15 protein-coding genes and 1 tRNA gene are annotated in these 15526 nt (G+C 69.8%); 7 read left to right on the top strand and 9 right to left on the bottom strand.

Annotation, left to right across the window (positions count from 1 at the left end; all coding sequences use genetic code 11):
• Position 1: 1 nt before the first annotated feature.
• The gene (locus tag AOM06_RS12315) at positions 2-1351 is read left to right on the top strand and encodes an MFS transporter (protein WP_062306775.1); all 1350 of its coding nucleotides are present in this window, start codon (positions 2-4) and stop codon (positions 1349-1351) included.
• A gap of 12 nt (positions 1352-1363) precedes the next feature.
• On the opposite strand, the gene AOM06_RS12310 is transcribed toward AOM06_RS12315, so the two are convergent.
• The gene (locus AOM06_RS12310; protein WP_062306770.1) at positions 1364-1975 is read right to left on the bottom strand and encodes a nucleoside deaminase; all 612 of its coding nucleotides are present in this window, start codon (positions 1973-1975) and stop codon (positions 1364-1366) included.
• Between the two features lie 40 nt (positions 1976-2015).
• Positions 2016-3026, bottom strand: coding sequence for a pyroglutamyl-peptidase I (locus tag AOM06_RS15140; protein ID WP_062306765.1), 1011 nt, complete (start codon positions 3024-3026; stop codon positions 2016-2018).
• A 128-nt stretch (positions 3027-3154) separates the two neighbouring features.
• On the opposite strand from AOM06_RS15140, the gene AOM06_RS12300 reads away from it, so the two are divergent.
• Positions 3155-4348 carry a GGDEF domain-containing protein gene (locus AOM06_RS12300; protein ID WP_062306761.1) on the top strand — a complete coding sequence of 398 codons (1194 nt, stop codon included), beginning with the start codon at positions 3155-3157 and terminating at the stop codon, positions 4346-4348.
• A complete protein-coding gene (locus AOM06_RS12295) occupies positions 4345-5520 on the top strand; it encodes a GGDEF domain-containing protein (protein ID WP_062306756.1) in 1176 nt (391 codons plus the stop codon). Before AOM06_RS12300 ends, AOM06_RS12295 begins: the two co-directional genes overlap by 4 nt.
• 18 nt (positions 5521-5538) lie before the next feature.
• Here the strand turns inward: AOM06_RS12295 and AOM06_RS12290 are convergent, their stop codons facing one another.
• The gene (locus tag AOM06_RS12290) at positions 5539-6423 is read right to left on the bottom strand and encodes an SDR family NAD(P)-dependent oxidoreductase (protein WP_062306753.1); all 885 of its coding nucleotides are present in this window, start codon (positions 6421-6423) and stop codon (positions 5539-5541) included.
• A complete protein-coding gene (locus AOM06_RS12285) occupies positions 6420-7700 on the bottom strand; it encodes a flavin-containing monooxygenase (RefSeq protein ID WP_228372950.1) in 1281 nt (426 codons plus the stop codon). Before AOM06_RS12285 ends, AOM06_RS12290 begins: the two co-directional genes overlap by 4 nt.
• A 176-nt stretch (positions 7701-7876) precedes the next feature.
• On the opposite strand from AOM06_RS12285, the gene AOM06_RS12280 reads away from it, so the two are divergent.
• A tRNA-Pro gene (locus AOM06_RS12280) sits at positions 7877-7950 on the top strand.
• A 269-nt stretch (positions 7951-8219) separates the two neighbouring features.
• Here the strand turns inward: AOM06_RS12280 and AOM06_RS12275 are convergent.
• Genes AOM06_RS12275 through AOM06_RS12260 form a run of 4 tightly spaced genes read right to left on the bottom strand, consistent with a single transcriptional unit; the run spans position 8220 to position 10807 of the window.
• On the bottom strand, positions 8220-8978 hold the full coding sequence (locus AOM06_RS12275) for an N-formylglutamate amidohydrolase (RefSeq protein ID WP_062306747.1): 759 nt from the start codon (positions 8976-8978) through the stop codon (positions 8220-8222).
• A gap of 9 nt (positions 8979-8987) precedes the next feature.
• Positions 8988-9743 carry a TY-Chap2 family putative peptide chaperone gene (locus tag AOM06_RS12270; RefSeq protein ID WP_062306741.1) on the bottom strand — a complete coding sequence of 252 codons (756 nt, stop codon included), beginning with the start codon at positions 9741-9743 and terminating at the stop codon, positions 8988-8990.
• 51 nt (positions 9744-9794) lie between these two features.
• A complete protein-coding gene (locus AOM06_RS12265) occupies positions 9795-10166 on the bottom strand; it encodes a hypothetical protein (protein ID WP_062306736.1) in 372 nt (123 codons plus the stop codon).
• Positions 10163-10807 carry an NUDIX hydrolase gene (locus AOM06_RS12260; RefSeq protein ID WP_062306731.1) on the bottom strand — a complete coding sequence of 215 codons (645 nt, stop codon included), beginning with the start codon at positions 10805-10807 and terminating at the stop codon, positions 10163-10165. The genes AOM06_RS12265 and AOM06_RS12260 overlap by 4 nt, the downstream gene beginning before the upstream one ends.
• A gap of 77 nt (positions 10808-10884) precedes the next feature.
• Here AOM06_RS12260 and AOM06_RS12255 point away from each other — a divergent pair, with 77 nt between their 5' ends.
• From AOM06_RS12255 to AOM06_RS12245, 3 genes are all read left to right on the top strand, one after another.
• Complete coding sequence (locus tag AOM06_RS12255; protein WP_062306728.1) at positions 10885-12363, top strand: ADP-ribosylglycohydrolase family protein; 1479 nt, start codon at positions 10885-10887, stop codon at positions 12361-12363.
• Positions 12363-13079, top strand: a complete 717-nt coding sequence (locus tag AOM06_RS12250; RefSeq protein ID WP_062306725.1) for a TY-Chap2 family putative peptide chaperone — start codon at positions 12363-12365, stop codon at positions 13077-13079. The genes AOM06_RS12255 and AOM06_RS12250 overlap by 1 nt, the downstream gene beginning before the upstream one ends.
• A gap of 77 nt (positions 13080-13156) precedes the next feature.
• Positions 13157-14095 carry an FRG domain-containing protein gene (locus AOM06_RS12245; protein WP_082105562.1) on the top strand — a complete coding sequence of 313 codons (939 nt, stop codon included), beginning with the start codon at positions 13157-13159 and terminating at the stop codon, positions 14093-14095.
• Between the two features lie 201 nt (positions 14096-14296).
• On the opposite strand, the gene AOM06_RS12240 is transcribed toward AOM06_RS12245, so the two are convergent.
• Positions 14297-15409 (bottom strand): DNA cytosine methyltransferase, encoded by a 1113-nt coding sequence (locus AOM06_RS12240; RefSeq protein ID WP_062306715.1) that lies wholly within the window; start codon positions 15407-15409, stop codon positions 14297-14299.
• Between the last annotated feature and the right edge of the window lie 117 nt (positions 15410-15526).

Here is a 15526-nt window from a genome sequence, read left to right as displayed (position 1 = left end):
CATGACATCCGAGACGACGACGTCACCGGAGCCCGGCGTCGAGGACCGTCGCGTCCCGCGCGGCCGGGTCTTCGCGTGGGCGCTGTGGGACTGGGCGACCCAGCCGTACAACTCCGTGATCATCACGTTCGTGTTCGCCGCGCTCTACCTCGTCTCGGACTCGTTCATGGATCCCGCGGTCGTGGCGCTCGGGGAGGACGACCCTGCCTACGAGGCGGCCAAGGCGGACCTGTCCGGATCCTTCGGGCTCGCGATGACGCTCGCGGCCGTGGTGATCGCGGTGCTCGCCCCGGTGATCGGTCAGCGGGCGGACACCTCGGGCCGGCGCAAGCGTTGGCTCGCGTGGTGCACCGCGCTGCTCGTGGTCTGCATGGCGGGCCTGTACTTCGTGCAGGCGGCGCCCGCGTACTTCGTGGTCGGCGCCGGGCTCATCGCGATCGGCTCGATCTTCTCGGAGATCGGCGGCGTGCACTACAACGCGCTGATCACCCAGGTGACCACGCCGCGCACCATGGGCCGCGTGTCGGGTCTGGGCTGGGGCTTCGGCTACACGGGTGGCATCGTCGCCCTGGTGCTGGTGGTGGTGCTGACCGAGCTGGACTGGTTCGGCATGGACACGTCCAACGGCATGGCCTACCGGATCATCGCGGTGGGGTGCGCGGTGTGGACCATCGCGTTTGCATGGCCCCTCTTCCGCTATGTGCCGGAGGCGCCGGGCACCGGGCGGGCGCCCGTGTCCTTCCTGGGCGGCTACGCGCGCCTGTGGCGCGACCTGGTGCGGCTGTGGCGCGAGGAGCGTCACACGCTGTGGTTCCTGCTGTCGAGCGCCGTCTACCGCGACGGCCTCGCCGGCGTGTTCACCTTCGGAGCGATCATCGCGTCGGTCGCGTACGGCTTCTCCGAGAGCCAGGTCATGTACTTCGGGGTCGCGGCCAACCTGGTCGCGGGCGTGGCGACGATGGCGTCGGGCCTGATCGACGACCGCTTCGGTCCGCGCCGCCTCATCCTGTGGTCGCTCGCCGGCATGGTGGTCGCGGGACTCGCGGTCGCGTTCCTCGAGCCGCTCGGACCCGTGGTCTTCTGGATCGCGGGACTGACGCTGTGCCTGTTCGTGGGACCCGTGCAGTCGGCGTCGCGGTCGCTGCTCGCGCGCATCAGCCCCCCGGGCAAGCAGGGCGAGATCTTCGGGCTCTATGCGACCACGGGACGCGCGGTCTCGTTCCTCGCGCCGGCGATGTGGTGGGTCGCGATCACCCTCACCCACGAGACCATCTGGGGCGTGCTCGGCATCGTCGCCGTGGTCCTCGCGGGGTTCGTGAGCATGCTCTTCGTCAAGGTGCCCACGCGCTGACGGGCCTCGTCCTCAGGAGAGGGGTGCCTCGATCGGGCCGGTCCCGCGCGCGTTGTAGACCGTCGAGGCGGACTCGCCGTAGGCGCGGTACACCGCGAGCGCCTCGTCGCGGAGCACGTTCGAGGTCACCTCGATCCCGCGGGCCTCGAACTGCTCGGCCCAGTCGGCGACCACGGGACCCTCATCGAAGCGCGTGAGCTGCTCGAGCTCGGGTCCCTCTCCGGCGACCACCAGATGCTTCACGCCCGACCACAGGGCCGCGCCGTAGCACTGGACGCACGGGCGCCAGTTCACCACGAGCGCGAGGTCGTGGTCCGCGCCGAGGTCCCACGAGCCGAGCCGTCGCTGGGCGAGCGCGAGCGCGACCACCTCGGCATGGCCGGCGCTGATGCCCGTGCCGAGCACGACGTTGACGCCGACCGAGACAAGCCGTCCGCTGCCCGCCTCGACCACGATCGCGGCGAACGGCCCGCCGCCGCCCTCGCGCCAGTTGCGGTCCGCGAGACGATGCACGAGCGCCATCTGCTCCTCGGGCGTCGCGAGCACGTCGGGCAGCGACGGCAGCTCCGCGATGAGCCACGGGGGCAGGGTGAGCGTCACGCTGGTCGCGAGGCCGTCGGCCATCGAACCTCCTGGATAGGCGGGGTGCGGGGGAGCGGTGGCGTCAGTCGGTGGTCTTGCCCGAGATGATCTCGTCCCACGTGGGGTGGCGTGTCGGCTCGTCCTGGGGATCCGCATCGACGTCGGGCCGGGCGGCGGTATCCGGGCGCGTCTCCCTGGTGGGGGCGGGCACCGGCGGCTCGTACACGGGCACGTCGCTCGAGGTGGGCCCCCACGGCGGGACCAGCACCGGAGGCTCCTCGGGGCGTCCCGCGGCCGGGGGAAGGGACGGCTCGGGCGCGGGCGGCGCGGCCGGCGGCTCGTCGGCGAGCGGTGCGAGCGTGGGCGTGACCATGCGCGGCGGCGCCGCGGGCGCCTCGGCGATCGGCTCCTGGATCGCCATGAGGAACGGCTGCGTGGCCTCGGGGTCGAAGGCGGGTTCGAGCTCGGGCTCCGGGGCGGGCTCTTCCTCCGGGGGCGCCTCGCCCAGGACGGTCTGGACCACCGTGCGCAGGGCCTCGGCGAGAACCTCCACCGGCAGCGCGAGGGCTCCCGCGGCGGTGGGCGCGGTCGGAGGCACCCGGACCAGCCCGCTCGGCACGCCCCATTCGGCCAGCTCGCGCTGCAGCACGTAGAACACGTGGTTGGCGAGGCCGCCTCCCGCGTTGACCGAGAGGCGCGCGGGCAGGCCGCGGGCCACCAGCGCCTCCACGATCTCGCGCGCGGGCAGCGTGGTCCACAGGCCCGCGGGGGCGCCGGCGACCACCGGGGAGTCGATCGGCTGCGCGCCGTGCGCGTCGGGGAAGGGGGCGTCGTCGAGGTTGACCGCGAGCCGCTCGACCGTGATGGTGGTCGCCTCCGGATCGGTGGCGACCACCAGGACGGCATCCGGGAGGTGCTTGGCCACCGAGGCCCGGAGACGACGTGAGGACTCGGTGTAGGCCGGGATGAGGTCGCGCGCGACGATCTCGGCGGAGCCCTGCCACGTCTCCGCCAGGATGCGGGACGCGTCGGCCGCGCCGTCGCCCACGATGCTCGGCAGCGGTTCGAACGCGGTGATGAGGACACGTGACATGGCACTAGCGTAGGCGTTGCGCCTCCAGGTGCCGCGCCCAAGGCGAAGGTCCCGGCGCCCGGTTGAGGGGTTGTGGGGTTCCCCACACTCGTGGATTCGCGCACGCTCGCGCGCCTACGGTGAGCACCATGATCGACCCGACGAGCGTGCGAGTGGCACTCGGCGTCGTCGTCGCGCTGTCGCTCATCCACACGCTCGGCTCGGTGGCACGTGCGTGGTCCTCCACGGCGCCCCGCTGGTGGGGCGCGACCATGATCCTCACCATCGTGAGCCTGCTGTTCGACATGGGCAACGGCACCTCGCTGCAGTGGCTGCTGGTGCCGCTCGGCAATGCCGTGGGGGTGGCGGCCGTCCTGTCCGTCTTCAACGCGACCCGTGCCATCCGCGGCCTCAAGGTGCCGTGGTTCCCCGAGGCCTTCATGATCGCCGGCACCATCGCCGCCGCCGCGGTCGACGGCCCGGGCGCGAACGAGTGGGCGGGCTCCGCCTTCATGTACACGATGCTCGCGGGGGTCTACGGCACGGTCGCGGTCGAGATGTGGATCGAGCGGGGGCGCCTGGACGTCGCCGACGCGGCCGATGCGCTGGTCGAGAGGCGTGCCTACACGGCCTTCTTCGCGGCCGGTGTAGTCCTGGCCCTCGTCTACGTCGGGCGCTGGATCGACCTGACCATCGAAGGTCCGGAGGAAGGGGCGTTCGGCACCTCGTTCGGCGTCGCCGCGACGGCGCTCGTGCAGATCGGCGTGGTCGCCACGGTGACCTTCGCGATGGCGGCGCTCGGCGAGAACCGTCGCCGCGTCGACCTGGTCAGGCGCGCCACCACCGACGACCTCACGGGCGTGCTGTCGCGCACCGCGCTCATGGAGCGGATCCAGGACGGCGTCGCCGATGCGCGCACGGTGCCATGCGTCCTCGTGGCCTGCGACCTCGATCATTTCAAGGAGCTCAACGACGGGTGGGGGCACGCCGCGGGCGACCGCGCGCTCATCGCCTTCACCGACGCCTGGAGGTCGGCTCTCGAGCCGGGCGACCTGTTCGGGCGGCTCGGCGGCGATGAGTTCCTCGCGCTGCTGCGCAACGTGGACGTCGAGGGCGCGCGTGCTCGCATCGCATCGCTCGCGCCGCGCCTCGAGGACGCGGCGGCCGAGCATGTGACGCTCGTGCCGACCGCGAGCTACGGGATCGCTGTGGTCGAGCCCGAGACGAGCGTCACGGTGCTCGTGGGGCGTGCCGACATGGCGCTGTACGAGGCGAAGGCCGCGCGGGGAGGCGCGGTCCGCTCCCACGGACGTGGCGCGCTGCCGCATGAGGCCACCTCGTGATCGACGAGCTGAGCATGCGGATCGCGCTCGCGCTGCTGGTCCTCCTGGCGATGCTCTACACCGGGATCGCGGCACGGCGCGACGGTCGCGGCTCGGTCGCGGCGACGTGGCTCGGGTCGCTGGTCGCCTTCACGCTGGGGACAGCCCTGTATGTCGGCGATGGCACGCCGGTCCAGGCGTACACGTCTCCGCTCGCAAACATGGCGGCGGTGGCGGGCGGATGCCTGATGATCGCGACCGCGCTACGCGTGCGCGGAGAGTCGCTGCCCTGGTGGCTCTTCTCGACGGTCGTCGTCGGTGCCGGGGTGTCGACGCTGCTCGAGGGCCCCGCGGAGAACTCCTGGGCCGGCGGCGCGTACATGCTCATCGCACTCGGCGGTTGCGCTGGATCGACGGCATACGAGCTGTGGCGGCACAACGGGAGGCTCGGCCGTACCGAGGTCAGGCTGATGGCAGCGGTCGCGTCCTTCCTCACGGTCTTCTACACCGTTCGTTGGGTCATCTTCTTCCTCCAAGGGCCCGAGAGCGCTGCCTTCGCCACGATCGCGGGCAGCGGCGTGACCGCGCTGATCCAGATGGTGTCGGTCGCCACGGTGACCCAGGCCGTCAGCCAGCTCGCGCACGTGCACTCGCGGGCCGAGCTCGAGCATCGTGCCGTCACCGACGATCTCACCGGCGTGCTCAACCGCGGAGAGCTCTACCAGCGAGCGGAGCAGGCGGTCCTGACGTGGGACTCCTCGCGGCGGCTCGTGTTCGTCATGGCGGACCTCGACCGCTTCAAGTCCGTGAACGACTCCCGCGGGCACGCCGAAGGCGACCGCGCCCTGGTGTCGTTCGCACGCGCGTGGCGCGAGGCGCTCGGGCCCGAGGACATCCTGGGACGCCTGGGCGGCGACGAGTTCGTCATCGTCCTGCAGGACATCGACGTCGAGGAAGCCGCGGCCCGCGCCCGCGAGGTCACGCTGCGGTACGGCGAGTACTGCAGGGCCGAATGCGGTGCGATGCCGACCGCGAGCCACGGGCTCGCCGCCGCGGAGCCCGGCCTCGGGCTCGCGATCCTCATGGCGCGGGCCGACGAGGCCCTCTACGAGGCCAAGCGCGCCGGACGCAACACCGAGGTCGTCTACCGCGCGCCGGAGCATGCCGCCGACGAGGCGCCTCGCGGCGTCTGAGGCGCTTCCGCTCCCGCCTCAGTCCTCGACCGCGACCTCCGCGCCGTCCACGGTGCGCACCAGCCCGCGTTGACGGAGCTCGCGTACGTAGCGCGCCTGTCCGCGCTCTCCACGGCCCCGGAACAGAGGCATGAGCCGGGGGAGAGCGCCGGGCGCCAGCATCGCGGCGCGGACCAGCCACGACTCCGACGGGCGCGGGTACGCCTCGAGGCGTGGGCGGTCGAGCAGGCCCATCATCGTCCGTGCGACGTGCTCGGGGGTCTGCGGAGGGTCCTGGAACTGGAGCGAGTTGCCGCCGTCGAGCGCCTCCTGGCGGAGCATCCGCGTGTCGGTCGCGGAGGGAAGCACCGCGCTCATCGTGATGCCCTTGTGCCGCATGTCGAGCGCGATCGAGAGCATCGCTCCGCGGAGTCCGAACTTGCTCGCTGTGTAGATCGGGGTCTCGCCGAGCGGGAAGATGCCGCCCAGCGAGACGGTGGTGATGACGCGCGGGTCGGGCGCCTCGCGCAGGAGCGGGACCGCGAGCCTGGTGAGCACCAGAGGCGCGGTGAGGTTGACGGCGAGCTCGTGCTCGATGCTCTCGACGCTGCGCTCGTCGAAGCGGGCGGCGCTGGTCATGCCGGCGTTGTTGACCAGCACGTCGATGCGGCCATGGCGGTCGGCGATGCGACCGATGATCGCCTCCGCCTGCACGCGGTCGGTGAGGTCGCCCCCCTCGGCGCTGTGGCGCGAGGCGCCGCCCGGAAGGGCATCGACGGCGGCGCGTGCCGCATCGTCCCTCATGTCGACCACGACGATGCGTGCGCCGCGCGCTGCTGCTGCCGCGCTGAAGGCCCGCCCGATCCCGCCAGCGCCGCCGGTCACCACCACGATGCGGCCCGTGAGGTCGAAGGGCCGCCTCACGGGATGCTCCAGCCCATGCGCCTGGCGGTGCGGTGCAGGTAGCGGGTGAGCGCGGTCGACTCGACGTAGCCGACGTGCCGGGGCGAGTCGACGAAGCGGACGCCGCGCGTGAGGTCGGGGGTGTCGGTCGCGATGACGCGCTCGAACTCGATCCACCGGTCGGGGCGTTGCTCGCGATCCTCGATGTGCTGCGCGATCATCGTCGCGAGCTGCTCCATGAGGACGTACGAGGCCCCGTTGGTCTCCACGAAGCCGAGGCCGTACAGCCCCGCGTGGCGTGAGAAGGCGGTGAGGTAGAGATCGGGGTGGGCGTCGTAGCCCAGGAGTTCCTGCGCGTACGGCACCTCGTGGCGGTAGCCGGTGGCGAGCAGGATCAGGTCGACGTCCTCCGTGGAGCCGTCCATGAAGGTCACGGTGGTGCCGTGGGTGTCTTTGATGGCCGGGCGGGCCGTGATGTCGCCGTGCCCCAGGTGGTGAAGCAGCTGCGTGTTCATGAGCGGATGCGTCTCGAAGACCTTGTGGTCGGGCTTGGGCAGTCCCAGGCGGGTGACGTCTCCGTTGAGGACGCGCAGCATCGCGCCGAAGACGCGCTGCTCGAGCCACATCGGGAGCGTCGGGCCGCCCGTCGCGAAGACGTCGGACGGCATCCCGAAGACGTGCTTAGGGATGAAGTGGTAGCCGCGGCGGAGGCTGATGGCGGCGTGGTCCGCTGCGCGCGCGGCGTCGCACGCGATGTCCGCGCCGGAGTTGCCAGCGCCGACCACCAGGACGCTTCTGCCTTCGAGTTCTTTGGCGCTGCGGTAGGTGACGGTGTGGCGGATCTCGCCTTCGTATGTGCCGGGGAGTGGGGGGATGTTCGGGATCCACTGGGCGCCGGACGCGATGATCACCTGGGCGTGCTCGGTGGTGAGGCCGTTCTCCCTCGTGAGCCGGTAGGTGTCTCCGGTGGGCTCGACCTTCGCCGCCGCCGTGTCGAGCTCGATGGCCTCTGCCAGGCCGTTCGTGGCCGCGAACGCGTGCAGGTACGCGAGGATCTGACGGTGGTTCGGGTAGTCGGGGTAGGCGTCCGGCATGGGGAAGCTGGGGAAGCCCGAGAGGGTCTTGGAGGAGATGAAGTGGGCCGACTCGTACATCGGGCTGCCCGGGGCGTCGATGTCCCACACCCCGCCGATGCCCTGATTGCGCTCGATGTGGGTATACGGCAGGCCGCGCTGCTTGAGCGCGTACGCGGCGGCCAGGCCAGCGGGGCCCGCGCCGATGATGGCGGTGTCGAGCACGTGTCTCCTCGTCGTTGAGCAGTGCTCCGAGACTAGGGGAGACGAGGGACGATGCGGAAGCGGCTCGGTCTTCTGGGTTGACGCGGGGCTGACCAAGTTATGCGCCTTCTTCTGCGACTTGGCGTCGAAAGTGGTCTTGGAGGCCTCCGGATTCCGATATAGTTATCGGGCTGTCACGGGCTGTGGCGCAGCTTGGTAGCGCACTTGACTGGGGGTCAAGGGGTCGCAGGTTCAAATCCTGTCAGCCCGACGTGTAGCAAGCGGAAAGTCCTGGTAACTCACGGGTTGCCAGGACTTTTTGCATGGAGTGACATGACCCGGTCATCATTTACTCATCACTTTGGGCTCGCTGAGGAGCCCCTGGCCCGCTGCGCCACGGCAGGCCCGCGTTGGTGCCGGTTGGTCCCGGACGCCTGGGGTGCGCGCTCCGCACCTATGCGGCATGAGCGCCGAACACCGCACCGTGGAAAACTCCTGGGGCCTCGAGCCCCTGCTCGATGTGAGCGAGCTGGCCGTATATCAGAGCTGCGCGCTGTCGACGCCCGCGCATAGGTCGGCCAACGCGCCAACTAGTGCCTCGAGCCCGTCATGCGCGCGGACGGTGGACTCGTCCATGTACTGGTCGCGCCGGATCTCGACCATGATCGAGGCGACCCGCGCATCGTGCCCGTAGAACCGGAGTGGCACGTAGGTGCCGGCGAACGGCGAGTCGAGCCCGATCTCGAAGCCATCGAGGGCGGAGCGTGCTGCGTCGAGCAACCACGCCGGAGTGTGAAACGCATCGGTGCCCAGGCAGATCTGCGGACGCGGCGCATCGTGCTCCGCCATCTCGTAGGGGAGACGATGCGTCGGGTACGAGTGCAAGTCGATCACGACGACTTGGCCGTGGGCCTCGAGCGCCGCGGTCACGGCGTCCTCGACTGCCTGGGTGTGCGGGTGGAAGTAACGATCGAGCAGCGCCGCATCAACGGTGTCGCGAAGGGTGCGCTGGTCGTGGGTGTGCGTGTAGATCGGGCCCATGCCGACCTTCTCCATCGGCTCGGACCCGTCGACGAAGCGTTCGACGTCGACCACCAGGCGCGAGACCGGGGCGGTGATCACCAGCGCCTCGATGCCCGCGGCTTCGGTCGCGCGCGCCGCGATGACGTCGGTGAAGGAGTCGGTCATCATGTCGAGCTCGTGCTCGAGGGCGGCATCGTCGAGGAGGATCCCTCTGCGCACGTCCGCCGGGATCCCGCGCGAAGCGTGGGGAACGTGGAGGATCACGGGCGAGGTCATGCGCCAGCCTCAGTGATGAAACATCGGCGGTGTGACGAAGCCCTGCGGCTCGACCTGGACCCGCACCGGGGGTAGCTCGGTCGACGCCTTCACTCCGGACCTGGTGACGAGGTCGCGAGCGAGCGCGTCAATGGAGTCGCCGCGCGCGAACCGGGATGCGAGGTTGATGCGTTCGCCCACGCCGTTCCAGGCCCAGCCGTTCCACAGGTAGGCGATGGGCTCGTCGTTGCGCATGATCGCCCAGAACTCGGTCGGAGGAATGGACTTTGCCTCGGGCGACGGCGATTCGAAGCGCAGCGGCGGCTCGCTGTAGTGGCCCGAGGAGTCATCGAGCTGGAGGCGGCAGTCCCACACGGCGGAGTCGAAGATCCGGCTCGCGAGGACGCGTGCGACGACCTGGTAGGTCAAGGGCCACGGTGCGCGCGACGGCTTCTTGGCTCCGTCGAGGCGGCAGTGCGCGGCGATGGTGCCCACGATTGCCGCGGTCCCCGGTGCCGACGACACGATGTCGTGCCACTGCTCCAGCGGTACAAGCGGGTTCGCCTCGCCGCCAACGCTCTCGCGGACGTGAACCGATCCATTGCGGTTGATGTCGATCTGCATTCCCTGGCGGCCGATCGCCAGGCAGTCGTACATGCCGCCCATCGGGTGGTACTCGTAGACGCGGGACGCGGGGTCGATCGCGACCACGCGTGCGGCGATATCCCATGATGCGGCGATGCGGATGCGTTCGTCGCCCATCGCTTCCAGACCGAAGTTCGACATGGTGGGTGCTCCTCAGCGGGTGGTGGGGTGGTGTGGTGGTCGCGGGCGCTGTCAGTTCATCCCGGATCCCATGGCCATGAGGATGTCGGTGTCGGTCCAGTCGGCGCCGTCCTGTTGGTACGCGCGCAACCAGCGCTCGCGCTCCTCACGGTTGAGCCGCGGCTCGAAACACTCCTTCGGCGGAGCAGGCGGCAGTTCGTCGAGCGACGACAGGTAGAAGCAGTAGTTCTCGCCGTCCTCATCGATCGCGTCCATGATGTCCGCGAGAGAGCGCCCGACGGCGAACTCCTTGGCGCGGCTCTCGAAGAGCGCCTTGATGGTCGAGGCATCCTCCGCTGCGCCCCGGTACCGGGCATCGAGGTAAAGCCGCTGCAGTGCGATCAGTTCGAGCTGAGTGATCGGCTCTGGTGTCGCGTTCGTCATGAGTCCCCCCGAGATCTGATGAACAGCCTGGCAGGTTTGCCTACGGTTCCCTGTTCAAGCTCGCCCGTGTCGACCAGTTGCGGCTCCATTAGTCGGCGGAACGTGTCCTTGCGACCGGGGCGCTCGGGATCCACCGCGCGATGAAGCCGCTCGAGCTCGAGCAGCGTGAACGGCCTATCCCCGAGCAGGCCCCACGGATCGGGGTGCTCCGCGTAGTCCGCCCGCAGCCGCGCGACCGCGAGCTCGAGGATCGCGGCGTGGTCGAATGCGAGCGGGCCGACTTCGGTGACGGGCACCAGAGTCACCCCGCCCAGCAGGGGAGCGGGCACCGCCACCAGGTGCGCGACCGAGAGCACCCATCCGCGCGAGTCGCGGTCGAGCGAGTCGAACACCCGCAGCTGCACAGGCTCGAGTCCCGCCACCCCGGCCTTGTCGGCCAGTGAACGGTGCACCGCATCGGCCAGCACCTCGCCCTCGTGGAGAAAGGTGCCCGGGAGTCGGCGTGATCCGTCGCGGGGGTCGTCCACGAGTAGTACCGACAGAGCGCCGCCGACGACGGTGAGCACCGCGATGTCGACGGCCACGGAGGGCCGCGGGTAGTCGCTCAGCGCCTTGCCGGAGGAGTCGCGGAAGTTCTTCACGGCATCGAATGTCGCACCCTTGCGTTAACTTGTCAATTGACGCAAAATTGCGCCAACGACATCTGAGGGGGACCGCCATGACGAAGACCAGCAACTCCACCGCCCACCGCGCCGCCGGCGCCATCCTGGGCTCGGCCGTCGGCGACGCGATCGGCGCGCCGTACGAGTTCGGCCCCGCCCGCCCGCACCTCACCCTCGCCGGCACCGCCGCCGACATGACCGGCAACCACACCTGGGCGCCCGGCGAATGGACCGACGACACTGCCATGGCGGTCCCCATCCTCCGTGCCGTCGCCGACGGGCTGGACCTGGCGAGCACTGAGGCGCAGGACCGCATCGTCCGGGACTGGGCCGTCTGGTCGCGCGGCGCCAAGGACATCGGCATCCAGACCTCGCAGGTCCTCCGGGGCATGCGGGGGGACGATGCGGCGGCCGCGTCCACGTCGGCGCGCCGGGTGCACGAGGCGAACGGCCGCAGTGGCGGCAACGGCTCGGTCATGCGGACGGCACCGGTCGGGCTCGCGTACATGGGCGAGGTGGACAGCGTCGCCCGCGTCGCCGCGGCCGCCGACGCAATCGCCGCACTGACGCATTGGGAGGACGACGCCCGCGACGGCGCCGCCCTGTGGAGCGTGCTCATCCACCTCGCCGTGCGCGACGGCCGAGTGCGCCTGGACGATGCGCTCGCCGCCCTCCCCGAGGCACGCCGCGAGCGGTGGGCAGCGCTGCTCGCCGCAGCCGACGGCGCCGACCCCGACCTGTTCCCGCACAACGGCTGGGTGGTCGACGCCGTCCAGGCCGCGTACGCCGCGATCCGCGCGGGCGGCATCGTCCTCGACGACCCCTCGACGCACACGCCCGCCGCGTTCCGCCGGGTGGTGGAGCAGGCGGTGCGGATCCACAACGACACCGACACCGTCGCCGCGATCGCCGGCGCGCTCGCGGGCGCCCTCGTCGGCGCCTCGGCCATCCCTGTCGGCTGGCAGCGGCTGCTCCACGGCTACCCGGGGCTCGGTGCGCGGGACCTGACGCGGCTCGCCGTGCTCGCGGTCCGCGGCGGCACGCCCGACTCGCGCGGTTGGCTCACGGGGGACAGGGTCGACTACTCGCGGTGGACCGGACGCGACGCGCTCGCCGTCCATCCGCACGACGCCGGCGTCCTCATGGGCGGCGTCGACAACCTCGCCGACCTGCCCGCCGAGATCGACGCGGTCGTTTCCCTGTGCCAGCTCGGCGCGCGCGAGGTGCCCACGCGTATCGGACGGGCGGACGTTGCGGAGGTCTGGTTGATCGACGATGCGTCGCCGGAGGCGAACGAGCACCTCGCCTTCGTGCTCGAGGAGGCGGCCGATGCGGTGGCCGCACTGCGGGCCGAGGGCAAGAGGGTCTACCTCCACTGCGTCGCGGCGCAGTCGCGGACGCCCACGGTCGCGGCGCTGTACGCGACGCGACACCTCGGCGTGGAGCCGGAGCAGGCGTTCGCAGACGTCGTGGCGGCGCTGCCGGCGGCCTCACCGAACGCAGCGTTCCGTGCCTACCTCGCGGAGGTGAAGTGATGACCAACGCCAAGGCGTTCCGCGCGGCGGACCGATTCGTCGACGCGCAGCTGTGGTGGGTCGCGTCGGAGCTGTGCCGGCGCCACCCACGTCTGGGACTGATTGAGTCGGTGTACGACGAAGTCGGCACGGTCGTAGAGGCGGTCGGCACCATTGACGACCGACACGTGCGCGTCGGGTTCTCGCGCATTGCGGGCATCGCGATCAAGGACCGCGAGTTCGGCGTCGCACCGCTCGCGCTGCTCGAGCAGGTCAACCCCCATGCGATCTTGCGCAAGATCGAAGACGCGCACGGGATGGGCAAGCCCGCCGAGACCCCGGCGACCACCGGCATCACCATCGGCTACCGGGCCATCGCGTGGATCCTCGGCGCGATGGTCAACTCGCGATACTCGTGGACGCTGCGGGGCGAGCGCGCCGGGGATCCGCATGTGCTCCAGGACTTGTCGTGGATGGGGGAGGCCGCGGGTTGGGCGTCGCTCGATGAGCTCAAGGGCGGGTGGAAGGAGACCGACGATGAAGGTGCGCTGTACGAGATCCCCGTGACCCATGCGTGGCTGCTCATGCGCGACCTTGAGGCCGTCGCGGTGATCGACAGGTATGGGTTCGTGCGGACTGCGGCCGGGTCGACCAACCTGCTTGAGACCTACCGCGGGATGGGCGCGAGGCTTGCTCCCGCGATCGTGCGCGCACTCGGCGCGGAAGCGTGGACCTGAGCGCGACACGAGCGAGATCAGGCCGGATGGACCCGCCCGCCTCGATAGTGTCCGTTCAACACGACTGAGGGGCGCTGATGGCCGGAATGCTTGCTGCAGACTTCTTCCGCGAATGGGAGTCCGAGCCCATCGCGAGCTGGTCGGACTTCCAGGCGCAGGTGAACGAACTTACCGGGAGCTACCCTGCGCAACGCCTGCTGTGGCGAGGCGCGCGGAACGCCAACTGGGGTGTTGAGAGCTCCCTTTACCGCACGCTTCGCGGAGTCCTCGGAAGACCGCCGACGGAACAGGAGATGGTCGACGCCGAGAAGCGGATACTCGACCATGCGCGCACAGACTGGCGCTTCGATGGAACGCCGGCGCTCGAGATCTTCGCCGAGCTGCAGCACGTCGGGGGACCCACACGGCTGCTCGACGTCACCGAGAATCCCATGTTCGCGCTCTGGTTCGCGACCGAGCGGCCTGTGACTTCGGTTGCAGAGCCCGAGGAGGAGGCCGACGGTCGCATCTTCGCCTTCGTGGCTCCCGACAAGAGCGACGTCACCCTCAATCAGAACTGGCACACCCGCGAGCCGCTCTGGCACAGCCTCAAGCACGATGCGCATCGGGCAGACAAGCGGTGGGGCACCGGCACGCTTCGGCGCTACTGGCGTCCGCCGGTCTACCACTCACGCATCGCCGCTCAGAGCGCAGGATTCCTGCTCGATGGCGTTGCGATCGAGGCCGCACGCACGGGCATCGGACGAGTGGCACCCGGCGAGCGCTCGCGATGGAGCATCGACCAGATGCGTGACTACAGCTCGATGCCTCTCGAACTCACGCGGGCTCGCGACGGCGTTCTTCCGGCTGATCGGGCGCCGGTGTTCACGTTCCGCATCCTGCTGGACGCGAAGGCCGAGATCCGTGAGCAGCTTGAGCGCCGTTACGGGATCCGCACGTCCGCGATGTACCCGGACATGTACGGGCTTGCGCACTGGCTCGTGAAGCGACCCGACGTGCTCGTCATAGTGCGCTGACGCCTGGCGCCGGGCCTCTGGCGTCGCTTTGACGGCAGCCGCCCCGACTGGGCCACGCACGCCGATCTGAGACAGGCGGGTAATCCAACGTCGGGGCGTTCCCACCCTTGCAAAGGGTTGGGGGCGCAGTGCTGTGCAAGTGACCCGACGACCCTCCACAGCGGTGCGCCACAGGGTGGCAGCTCGCATGTGATGACCGTGTTACGCGTCCGCCATCACGGGGAACTGCGCGGCAATCATGCGGCCTATCGCCTCGCCAAGAGGAATGGGCACCGCATTGCCGATTTGGCGTGCAATTGCTACGCGTGATCCGACGAACTGGTGGTTTGCGGGGAAGCCCTGCAAGATCGCTGCTTCGAAGTGCGTGATGGCGCGGTTCGCCTCAGGGTGAAGGTAGCGACCCTTTTCGGGCTTGAAGAACTCGGTCCTGACGGTGACAGAGGGTTTGTCCCAATGCATCCGGCCCATCACGTCGGCGGATCCTGACTGGTGCTTACGCCAGCAGGGCGCGAGCAGCTCGTCCGGCAGATCGAAACGGTTTCCGCCCGGCGGGATAGCGGCGAAGCGCTGCAGCGACATGTCCGCGTAGTCGCGACTCCAGTGCATGTCCCGAGGAAGGAACGGGCCCGGAGCCCGTCGACCCCCGACTGCGGTGCGACGCTCGTCCAAGAGATGGTCTCGATCCGGGCGGTCCGGCACCGTCGCCAACGCCTCACGAACAGTCCGGTGTGGTCGGAGTCCGAAGGATCCTTTCGCGTCATGCGTAGGTGTGGGGAAACCAGGGAAGGGAAGGTTCCGCAGATGGCCAATGACGACCGCGCGCCTGCGTGCTTGCGGTGCACCGAAATCGGCTGCATTCAACACGGTGTGTTCGAAGTTGTATTCGCTGAGTGTGCCGCCAGGCTCCGTCTCGCGGCGGAACTGCTCGAACTGCGGTGACTTCGCGAAGGCGGCGACGTTCTCCACCACGAAGTACTTCGGTCGGTAACGGACGATTGTCTCGGCATACTGCCGCCACAGGAGGTTGCGCTCGTCTTGCTCGTCCTGTTTGCCGAGAGTTGAGAAGCCTTGGCACGGCGGTCCGCCGACGATCACATCGACCCCGCGGGTAATCTCATGGTCCTCGAGCCACTGCTCGATTGGCAGTGCGAAGACCTCGGCGTCGGGGTGATTCAGGGCGTAGCTAGCCGCGGCGAAAGGGTCCATCTCGACGGCTGCGACGCTCGCGAAACGTGGGTCCGCTTTCGTCAATCCTGCAGTGAGCCCGCCGGCGCCCGCGAAGAGGTCGAGGATACGAATCGGTTGGGGCGCCACGACAGACGATGCTACCGGGCGAATCCGACGGTGGGCTTCGACACTCCGACCGCTGGAGCGAGAACGTTGGCTCGCTCCAGGCGCGCCGGTCGAGCATCCTTGGCGCAGCACGTGAGG

The organism is Demequina subtropica (genome assembly GCF_000971235.1).
GTDB lineage: Bacteria > Actinomycetota > Actinomycetes > Actinomycetales > Demequinaceae > Demequina > Demequina subtropica.
The sequence above is the reverse complement of the archived record's forward strand: the minus strand, read 5'-3'. Positions and strand labels throughout refer to the sequence as shown.